The 9,621-nt window shown below is 71.8% G+C and carries 8 protein-coding genes; 4 read left to right on the top strand and 4 right to left on the bottom strand.

Features of this window, described 5'->3' with window-relative positions:
* Positions 1-121: 121 nt before the first annotated feature.
* The gene (locus tag G6R25_RS18020) at positions 122-451 is read left to right on the top strand and encodes an FDXHR family putative zinc-binding protein (RefSeq protein ID WP_163553921.1); all 330 of its coding nucleotides are present in this window, start codon (positions 122-124) and stop codon (positions 449-451) included.
* A 23-nt stretch (positions 452-474) separates the two neighbouring features.
* Here G6R25_RS18020 and G6R25_RS18015 read toward each other — a convergent pair whose 3' ends face one another.
* Positions 475-1,416, bottom strand: coding sequence for an acyl-CoA desaturase (locus G6R25_RS18015; RefSeq protein WP_235948932.1), 942 nt, complete (start codon positions 1,414-1,416; stop codon positions 475-477).
* A 165-nt stretch (positions 1,417-1,581) separates the two neighbouring features.
* On the opposite strand from G6R25_RS18015, the gene G6R25_RS18010 reads away from it, so the two are divergent.
* The gene (locus tag G6R25_RS18010; RefSeq protein ID WP_235948930.1) at positions 1,582-4,164 is read left to right on the top strand and encodes a DEAD/DEAH box helicase; all 2,583 of its coding nucleotides are present in this window, start codon (positions 1,582-1,584) and stop codon (positions 4,162-4,164) included.
* Here G6R25_RS18010 and G6R25_RS18005 read toward each other — a convergent pair.
* Together G6R25_RS18005 and G6R25_RS18000 are read right to left on the bottom strand one after the other, a co-directional pair.
* Positions 4,142-5,611 carry a diguanylate cyclase domain-containing protein gene (locus G6R25_RS18005; protein WP_163553920.1) on the bottom strand — a complete coding sequence of 490 codons (1,470 nt, stop codon included), beginning with the start codon at positions 5,609-5,611 and terminating at the stop codon, positions 4,142-4,144. The two genes, G6R25_RS18010 and G6R25_RS18005, sit on opposite strands and share 23 nt — an antisense overlap.
* A 33-nt stretch (positions 5,612-5,644) precedes the next feature.
* Positions 5,645-6,562: a hypothetical protein gene (locus G6R25_RS18000; RefSeq protein ID WP_163553919.1), complete on the bottom strand. Its 918-nt coding sequence runs from the start codon at positions 6,560-6,562 to the stop codon at positions 5,645-5,647.
* A gap of 197 nt (positions 6,563-6,759) precedes the next feature.
* On the opposite strand from G6R25_RS18000, the gene G6R25_RS29050 reads away from it, so the two are divergent.
* Positions 6,760-6,891 carry a hypothetical protein gene (locus G6R25_RS29050; protein ID WP_268904179.1) on the top strand — a complete coding sequence of 44 codons (132 nt, stop codon included), beginning with the start codon at positions 6,760-6,762 and terminating at the stop codon, positions 6,889-6,891.
* The gene (locus tag G6R25_RS17995) at positions 6,888-7,523 is read left to right on the top strand and encodes a response regulator (protein WP_163553918.1); all 636 of its coding nucleotides are present in this window, start codon (positions 6,888-6,890) and stop codon (positions 7,521-7,523) included. Before G6R25_RS29050 ends, G6R25_RS17995 begins: the two co-directional genes overlap by 4 nt.
* A gap of 128 nt (positions 7,524-7,651) precedes the next feature.
* On the opposite strand, the gene G6R25_RS17990 is transcribed toward G6R25_RS17995, so the two are convergent.
* Complete coding sequence (locus G6R25_RS17990; RefSeq protein WP_163553917.1) at positions 7,652-9,367, bottom strand: bifunctional aminoglycoside phosphotransferase/ATP-binding protein; 1,716 nt, start codon at positions 9,365-9,367, stop codon at positions 7,652-7,654.
* Positions 9,368-9,621 lie beyond the last annotated feature (254 nt).

Here is a 9,621-nt window from a genome sequence, read left to right as displayed (position 1 = left end):
GGCGCAGCCGTGGTCGGACGGACCGGCATGGTGACCGGAAAGCGGAAATGCCCCCGTTGGAAACGTGGAACGGCAAGAATCCCCGTCGACGACGGATGTATCACGGGGGAAGGGTGGGTTCATGGCGGGGCGGGACATCGAGTACGAACGTCCCATCCTGCTCGGCTGCGGCGGGTGCGACGCCCGGTGGACGGCGCTGACCGCGGCGCACTGCCCGAGCTGCCATGCGACGTTCGCGGGTGCCACCACCGGGTTCGACGCGCACCGGGTGAACGGGGTCTGCCAGCCCCCGCAGTACGTCGGGCTGCGTGATGACCGGGGGTACTGGCTGGTCTCGGGCAAGAAGCCGCCGGGGCGCGTTCTGCACCGTTCCGGGGAGGGGGCCGGCGGGCGGGGTGATCCGAGCGGATCGGCCCGGCCTTCCGGTGGCGAGGTCCGGATGGCCGGCTGATCGGGTCGGCTGCCTCAGCGTGTCTACTCGGCGGGGCGGGCCTGGCGGGCCGCGATGCGCTCGGCGGTCGGCCAGCGCACGTCGTGGGCCCAGCCGAGCCGTTCGAACCCGCGGATGAGCGCGGCGCTCGGGTCGAGCTGGCCGGGAAGGACGCCGTGGCGGGCGCTGGTGGGGTCGGCGTGGTGCAGGTTGTGCCAGGACTCCCCCAGCGACGGGACGGCCAGCCACCTGACGTTCCTCGACTGGTCGCGGGTGGTGAAGGGCCGTTCGCCGATGAGATGGCAGATCGAGTTGATGGAGAAGGTGACGTGGTGTAGCAGGGCGATGCGTACCAGGGAGCCCCAGAACAGGGCGGTGACCGCGCCGGTCCAGGACATGCTCCACAGCCCGCCGGCCAGCGGCGGGATCAGGACGGAGGCGGCGACGCACCAGGGGAACGCCGCCGAGACGGCGGCGATGTCGCGGTCGGCGAGCAGGTCCGGGCAGAACCGCTCGGGGGCGGTGCGTTCGCGGTTGAACAGCCAGCCGACGTGGGCGTGCAGGAAGCCCTTGGCCACGCCGGTGGTGTCGCGGCCGAAGCGCCAGGGCGAATGCGGGTCGCCGTCGCCGTCGGAGTACTTGTGGTGACGGCGGTGGGCGGCGACCCAGTCGGTGACGCTCATCTCGACGGCGAGGCTGCCGGCCAGGGCGAGGGCGATGCGCAGGGGTCGGCCGGTCTTGAAGGAACCGTGGGTGAACAGGCGGTGGTAGCCCACGGTGATCCCGAAGCCGGAGACCAGGTACATCACCCCGCCGATGATGACGTCGTGCCAGCCCAGTCCGTGACCCCAGGCCACGGGCACCGCCGCGATGACCGCGAGGAGGGGGATGGTGAGGAAGAGCAGCAGAATCGCCTGTTCGAGTGGGGTCTTCAGGTCGGCGTCGACGCGCTGGGATGTCGTTGGGGATGTCGGTTCGGAGAACACATATTTCCTCTCACGAGGTTCGTCGGATACCCGGAAACCCTCGTCGGTTCTCCGAGCCGGGTCACGGGTGCTGGCCACCGGAACCGGTTCGGGTCCGCCCCAAACAGTAGACGGGGGTGTGCCCGCCGGTCGGACGCGCCGCGCGTCAGGCACGATCGAGAGACCATGACACTCACCGACCACCTTCCCGCATCCGAGATCCCGGCAACCGGCGCTGCTGGCCGTGTACCCGGCGAGCCGGACCCGGACGCCCTCTACGACGCCTTCACCGCCTGGGTCGGTGAGCAGGGCCTGGAGCTCTATCCCGCCCAGTCCGAGGCGCTCATCGAGATCCTCTCCGGGTCGAACGTCATCCTGGCGACGCCGACGGGGTCGGGGAAGAGCCTGGTGGCGGCCGGGGCGCACTTCGCGGCGTTGGCCGCCGGGCGGCGGACGTTCTACACCGCGCCGATCAAGGCGTTGGTGTCGGAGAAGTTCTTCGCGCTGTGCGCGATGTTCGGGGCGGCGAACGTCGGGATGATGACCGGGGACGCCAGCGTGAACGACACCGCGCCGATCATCTGTTGCACGGCGGAGGTGCTGGCGAACATCGCGTTGCGCGACGGGGTGGCCGCCGACGTCGGTCAGGTCGTCATGGACGAGTTCCACTACTACGCCGATCCGGAGCGGGGGTGGGCGTGGCAGGTGCCGTTGCTGGAGCTGCCGGGCACCCAGTTCGTGCTGATGTCGGCGACGCTCGGCGACGTGTCGTTGTTCGAGGCGGATCTGACCCGGCGCACCGGGCGGCCCACGGCGGTGGTCCGTTCGGCGCAGCGGCCGGTGCCGTTGTTCTACCGGTTCGTCACGACGCCGCTGCACGAGACGATCGGCGAGCTGCTCGAGACCCATCAGGCGCCGGTGTACGTCGTGCACTTCACCCAGGCGCAGGCGTTGGAGCGGGCGCAGGCGTTGATGAGTGTGAACGTGTCGTCGCGGGCGGAGAAGGATGCGATCGCGGCGACGATCGGGAACTTCCGGTTCGCCGCCGGGTTCGGCAAGGTGCTCTCCCGGCTGGTGCGCCATGGCATCGGGGTGCATCACGCGGGGATGCTGCCGAAGTACCGCCGGTTGGTCGAGCAGCTCGCGCAGGCGGGATTGCTGAAGGTGATCTGCGGGACGGATACCCTCGGGGTGGGGATCAACGTGCCGATTCGCACGGTGGTGTTCACGTCGTTGTCGAAGTACGACGGGACCCGGGTGCGGCTACTCTCGGCGCGGGAGTTCCACCAGATCGCCGGGCGGGCGGGGCGGGCCGGTTACGACTCGGTGGGCAACGTCGTCGTGCAGGCGCCCGATCATGTGGTGGACAACATGCGAGCGTTGGCGAAGGCCGGCGACGATCCGAAGAAGCGGCGCAAGGTGGTGCGCAAGAAGCCGCCGGAGGGCACCGTCGGCTATGGGGAGCCGACGTTCGAGCGTCTTGTCGGCGCCGAGCCGGAGCCGTTGACGTCGCAGTTCACGGTGACGCACGCGATGCTGCTCAACGTCGTCAACCGGCCCGGCGACGCGTTCTCGTCGATGCGTCATCTGCTCACCGACAATCATTCGGATCGTGCGACGCAGCGCCGCTTGATCCACCGGGCGATCGCGATCTACCGGGCGCTGCTGGCCGCGGGTGTGGTGGAGAAGCTCGACTCTCCCGACGAGCTGGGCCGCAACGTGCGGGTGACCGGGGATCTGCAGCTTGATTTCGCGCTCAACCAGCCGCTGTCGCCGTTCGCGCTGGCCGCGCTCGAGCTGCTCGATCCGGCGTCGCCGACCTACGCCCTCGACGTGCTGTCGGTACTGGAGTCGACGTTGGACAACCCCCGCCAGGTGCTGCACGCACAGTTGAGCAAGGCGCGGGGGGAGGCGGTGGCGGCGATGAAGGCCGAGGGGATCGAGTACGACCGGCGGATGGAACTGCTGGAGGAGGTCACCTACCCGCAGCCGCTGGGTGAGCTGCTCGCCGCGGCGTTCGCGACCTACCGGCAGGGTCATCCCTGGGTCGACGACTACGAGCTGGCGCCGAAGTCGGTGGCCCGGGAGCTCTACGAGCGGGCGATGACGTTCGCCGAGTATGTGGCGTTCTATGGGCTGGCCCGTTCGGAGGGCCTGCTGTTGCGGTACCTCGCCGACGCCTACAAGGCGTTGCGTCAGACGGTGCCGGAGGATGCGCGCACTGAGGAGGTCGTCGACCTCACCGAGTGGCTCGGGGAGCTGGTGCGCCAGACCGACTCCAGCCTGCTCGACGAGTGGGAGCGGTTGAGCAACCCCGATCCCGAGGCCGCGGCGGGCGGCGCCGGGGCGGCGGTCGACGAACGGCCGCCGGCCGTGACGCGCAACATCCGGGCGTTTCGGGTGCTGGTCCGTAATGCGTTGTTCCGGCGGGTGGAGCTGGCTGCGCTGCGCCGCTACGACCTGCTCGGTGAGCTGGACGCCCCGGCGGCGGAGGCGCCCGGTGGGGAGGGGCCGGTGTTCGACGCGGCGGGCTGGCAGCAGGCGCTGGAGGCCTACTACGGCGAGCACGACGAGATCGGCACCGGTCCGGATGCTCGCGGACCGGGGCTGCTGCTGCTCGACGAGGCGCCCGGGGTGTGGACGGCGCGGCAGGTCTTCGACGATCCGGCCGGCGACCACGACTGGGGGATCAGTGCGCAGATCGACCTCGCGGCCTCCGACGAGGCCGGGGTGGCAATGGTTCGGGTCACCGCCGTCGACCGGCTCTGACCGCCGCGGCGGCGGCGCTCGCGGGGGCCAGGGCGTCGGCCTCGCCGCCGCTGGCGCGGGCGGCCTCGGCGGGGCCGGTCAGGTCGGTGGCGATGATGCGGACGCTCAGCTCGCGCAGCAGGCCGAGCAGGGCGCCGCGTACCGCCTCGATGCGGCGGTCACCGTCGGGGGCGGTCCAGTCCGCGGTGAGGGCGACGAGGTCCACGGGCAGGGCGCGTAGCAGCTCCAGGCTGGCCTCGCCGGCGCCGAAGTCGGACAGGCACAGGCCGAAGCCGCAGTCGTGCAGCCGCCGCAGCCCGGTGGCGGATTCGGCGAGGCCGAGGCCCCGCTCCCCGCCGCTGAGGTCCATGACGATGTCGCCGGGGCGCAGCCGCCCGTTGCGCATCGCGTCGCAGGCGGTGCCGACGAGCGCGGCGGGCTCCGGCAGGGCGGTCGGGATGGGGAGGAACACCGGCGGCGGGGTGGGGCCGGCGCGCAACCGGGGCAGGTCGGCGCAGACCAGGTGAAAGGTGGCCAGAGTGATCGCGAGGGCGAGCCCGCCGCGTTCGCTGCTGGGGACCAGGGCGGCCGCCGGCAGGTCCCCCAGGGTGGGATGGGACCAGTGCAGCCGCGCACGGCAGGCGGCGGCGCGCCCGGTGGGCAGATCGACGACGGGCCGGTAGTGCACCGACAGTGTGTCGTCGGCGGGTTCGCCGCGCAGCACGTGGGTCAGCGCGACGCGCGGGGAGCCCTCGGCGCCGCCGCAACGATCGTCGACCGTCGGGGCGTAGGCCGTCAGGCTGCCCTTGCCGGTGGCCTTGGCTCGGTACATCGCCGCGTCGGCGCGGTGCAGCAGGAGTTCGGCGGACAGCTCCTCGGCGGCGTCGGCGATGACGAGCCCGACGCTGGCGCACACGCTGTGGCGGGTGCCGGCGAGCAGCGCGGGGGCACGCACTGCGGTGAGCACCCGGATGCCGACTGTGGTGGGGTCTTCCCCGCCGGGGGTGAGCAGGATCGCGAACTCGTCGCCACCGAGGCGGGCCACAGCGTCGGCGGCGCGCACGGCGCGCACCAGCCGGCCGGTGGTCACCTGCAGCAGCCGGTCGCCGGCGGCGTGGCCGAGGGTGTCGTTGACCTTCTTGAAGTCGTCGAGGTCGACGTAGAGCACGGCGAGGGGGCGGTGGTCGCGTCGCTGCCGGGCCAGGTCGTGGTCGAGCCGGTCGTTGAACAGCGCCCGGTTGGCCAGCCCGGTCAGCGGGTCATGGAAGGCCTGGTCGTGCAGCCGGCGCTGGCTGATTTCCAGTTCGCGCAGCAGGCCGGTGTTGCCGGAGAGGGTGATCATCTGGCGGGCCAGGCCGAGCAGGAGCAGGAGCACGGTGATGTCGACGAGCTGCATGCTGCGGCCGTGCAGGATGTCGGCGAGGACGACGAAGCCGGCCACGGTGAGGGGCAGCAGCGGTAGGACCATGTGCCACCAGCGCAGGTTGATGCGCCGTTCCCGCTACGGCGTGCCGTGGCGGGCAGTGCTGGCGTGGGCTGTCGCGGCCGTCGACGGATGCGGGTCGGACGTGGGCGTCAGGTAGGCCAGGATGAGGCAGAGGCCGCCGATCATCCAGCAGCTGTCGAACAACGACACGGTGGGAGCATGCTCGGTGGCGACGGTCACGGTGTAGTTCAGGTCGCCGAGGCTGATGGCGGTGATTCCGGCGCCGAACAGGGCGAAGCCGACCGCCGGCGAGGGACGCCGGAAGATCCACAGCACCAGGGCCGCGCAGATGAGCAGAAGGTTCACGGCGCTGATCGTGACGGCGACGACGAGGGCCTCGACGTCCCCGGAGGTGATGCTCAGCAGGTTGCGCAGGGCGAACACCCAGGCCAGCAGTCCCACCGAGCCGACTGAGATCAGGCTGTCGAGCAGGGTGGTCATCCACCATCGGCGTCCGAGCGTCGCCCTGGCGCCCGGCGGGGCGGCCGGGTGGAGTAGCAGGGCGGCGAGGACGAGTAGGCCCGAGAGGACGAACGGCAGCTGGTTGTAGCCGAGCGTCGACAGGGGGACGCTGGTCTGGGGCTGCATGGTCGGTCCGTTGTCGATGGTGATGACGCCGCCGGAGATGTCGAGGGCGAGGATCGCCGCGGCGACCAGCCAGCGCCACCAGCGGTCGCGTCCACCACTGCGCCACCCGGTGAAGGTCCCGACGGCGACCGTCAGCAGCAGGGTGGCGAGGCTGGCCAGTCGGAGGACGAAATAGGCGGCCGGGTCGGGCAGGACGGCGCCGAGCAGCAGGACCAGCGCCAACAGCAGGCCGTCAAGCCAGGCCGACCGGCGCAGCGACCCGCGGCCGAGGGCGCGGGTCGCTGCGCCGGGCACGCCGGGCACGCCGGGCACGCCGGGCACGCCGGGCACCGGGTCCGTTTCCATCAGCTCACCCCCACCTGGCCGGCCGGGCCCAACTCGCGGGCGGGACCCAGCTCGGGGCGGGGTCGGACCGGCGGGCCCGGGTCCGACCGGGCCTCTCTGCGCTGTTCCCACACGACACCGTCGAGATAACAGTATGACCATAATCAAATACAGAGAATGAAGAGATGTACCTTCCGTGAGCTACCGGCGACTTTTCCGTGATGACCCACGGGCGCGAGCAGCTCGCCTGCGCGGTGTACGGAGTGTGGATGCTCTGGGGCCCGTTCGAGCGGGGTCGTCCGGCGATCAAGGCCGAGGCACCCGACCCGGGCGGTATCGTCACACTGTGAGTACCGTACGGGTCTTCCTGCTGGATGACCACGAGATCGTCCGCCGGGGCATTCGAGAGATGCTCTCCGAGACCGAGGACGTCGACGTCGTCGGTGAGGCGTCCACTGCGGCCGAGGCACTGCGCCGGATCCCCGCCACCAGACCGAACGTGGCGGTGCTCGATGCGCGGTTGGAGGACGGCAACGGCATCGACGTCTGCCGCGACCTGCGCTCGGCGCATCCCGACATCGGCTGCCTGATCCTCACCTCGTACGACGACGACGACGCGCTGTTCGCCGCCATCATGGCTGGGGCCGCCGGCTACCTGCTCAAGCAGATCAAGGGCACCGATCTGGTCGGGGCGATCCGCACGATCGCCTCCGGCCGGTCACTGCTCGATCCCGCGGTCACCCAGCGGGTGCTGACCCGGCTGCGGGAGGGCCCGGCGGAGGACCGCAAGCTCGCGGCACTGGGCGAGCGCGAGCGCCAGATCCTCGTCCTGATCGCCGAGGGTCTGACCAACCGGCAGATCGCCGGGCGGATCCACCTGTCCGAGAAGACCGTCAAGAACTACGTTTCGGCGATCCTGGAGAAGCTGGAGCTGTCCAGCCGCACCCAGGCGGCCGTCTACGCGACCCGCATCGACAAGTAGCAGTCCACGACAAGTAGCAGTCCGCCGCGCCGCCCCGACTTCCCGACCGACCTGCCGGCGCGCGCGTCGGTCGCCGTCATGTTCGCCCGGTCAGTCCAGGTGGCCCGGTCAGTCCGGGTTGGCCCGGTCTAGTCCAGGTGGCTCTGGACGGCCTGCAGCGCCTCGGCGACGGTGACGGCGGTGCGGATCACCGTAGCGGACGGCCACGGGTCGACGCGCGCGGCCATCGCCTGGTGGATGGCCACCACCGCCTCGGACGAGTCGGGCGGGGCCGACGGGTCGGAGTCGGCGGCGAACCGCCGGGCGATGCGCGCCGCGGCGACCTCGGGTGCGGTCACGCAGTGCAGCTGCACCAGGTCGGCGCAGACGTCGGCGGCGACGTCGGCGGCGGCATCGCGGTGGCGCGCGCTGGACCAGGACGCGTCGAGCACCACGCTCTCCCCGCGGCACAGCGCTGCCCGGGCCCGACGCAGCATCTCGGCGTAGGTCGCGTCGGTGATCTCCGGGGCGTAGCGGCCGACCCCGAACTGGGCGTCGAAGGTCGAGGCGTCCCCCCCGGTCGGCGGCGAGGCGCCGGCGGGCTGCTGCGGGCTCGCCTCGGCGGGTAGCTCGCCGGTGAGCTCCTGGCGGATGATGTCCGAGCGCAGCAGCACCCAGCCGTCGCCGACCTCGGCCAGCCGGCTGGCCAGCGTCGTCTTGCCGGTGCCGGGCAGCCCGCCGACGACGACGAGGCGGACCCGGCCGGCCCGCAGGTGGCGGTGGGCGACGGCGAGCAGCCGGCGGGCGTTCTCCGCGGCGTCGGGATCGCCCTGCCCGCCGCGGATGCAGGCCACCTTCGCGCGCACGAACGCCCGGTAGGCCACGTAGAAGTGCTGCAACGACCGGGGATGCACCTCGCCGGAAAACTCGCGGTAGGCCTCCAGGAACTCGGCGGCCTCCTCGGGGGCGCCGAGTCGCTCCAGGTCCATCGCGAGGAAGGCGACGTCGCCGAGGACGTCACCGAAGCGCAGTCTCGGGTCGAACTCGATGCAGTCGAGGATGCGAGGGCCGTCGTCGAGGCAGAAGATGTCCTCGGCGAGCAGATCGCCGTGCCCGTCGCGGATCCAGCCGGCCCGGGTGCGTTCGGCGAGCAGCTCGGCGCGTCCGGCGAGGTAGCGCAGCGCCAGGCGGCCGATGTCGTCGACGACCGCCGCGTCGAGCTGGGTGCCGCGGTAGGCGGCGATGCCGGTCATCCCCTCCCGCCACAGGTCCTCCAGGGTGGCCCGCTCCCCCGCGGTGGCGATCAGCGGGGACGTCTCGCACCGCTGGTGGAACACGGCCAGGGCGCGGGCGACCGAGCGCAACGCGGGGCCGAGCAGGTGCCCGCGGCGCACCAGGGTCGACAGCCGGCGGCTGGCCGGCATCCGCCGCATGACGACCAGATGGTCGATCACCTCACCGGAGTCGTCGCGCAGGTCGGCGACGCCGAGGTAGAGGTCGGGGGCGAGGCGGCGGTTGAGCGCCACCTCCGCCAGGCACACCGCCTCCCGGGTCCGCCGTTCGGTGAAGTCGAGGAACCCCAGGTTGACGGGCTTTTTCCGCTTGTAGACGCGGTCGGCGGTCAGGTACAGCACGGCGCTGTGCGTCTCGCGGGTCTCGCAGGCGGCGAGCTCGGCGAGCAGCGGGGCGTCCAGCCGGGGCGGCACGGACGCACCGCCGGCCGGCGCCGGCCCGGCCGGGGCCGTCGCATCCCCCGCCTGGTGGCTGGCACCGGCCGAGGGGATGCCCGGCGACGAGGCGCCGGCGTTGCGGCTGTCGCCGGCTCCTGCGCCGGGCAGCGCATCCCGCACATACTGGACGGTCATGGCCTCTCCCGGGGTTGCGTGAAAGTCTCACGATCCTGACGGTCGACGCCCCGTTCCACCGTCGAACAGTTGAACACAGGCGTTCGATGGTTCTCCTTCTCATGCTCGCCGTCCGTCGGCGATCTCACGGCCGCCAGAGGTTGCCTACCCGGGGGCCGTTCGGACCACCCTCGGTGGACATCCGTCCCGGGTCAGGGCCATGCCCTGTACGTGAGGCCGGGCAGGACAATGACCCTCCACCAGGTGCCGGCCCC

Origin of the sequence: Candidatus Frankia alpina (assembly GCF_902806485.1) — a bacterium.
Classification (GTDB): Bacteria; Actinomycetota; Actinomycetes; order Frankiales; family Frankiaceae; genus Frankia; species Frankia alpina.
Note: the sequence above shows the minus strand (reverse complement) of the source record. Positions and strands in the feature narration are given on the sequence as shown.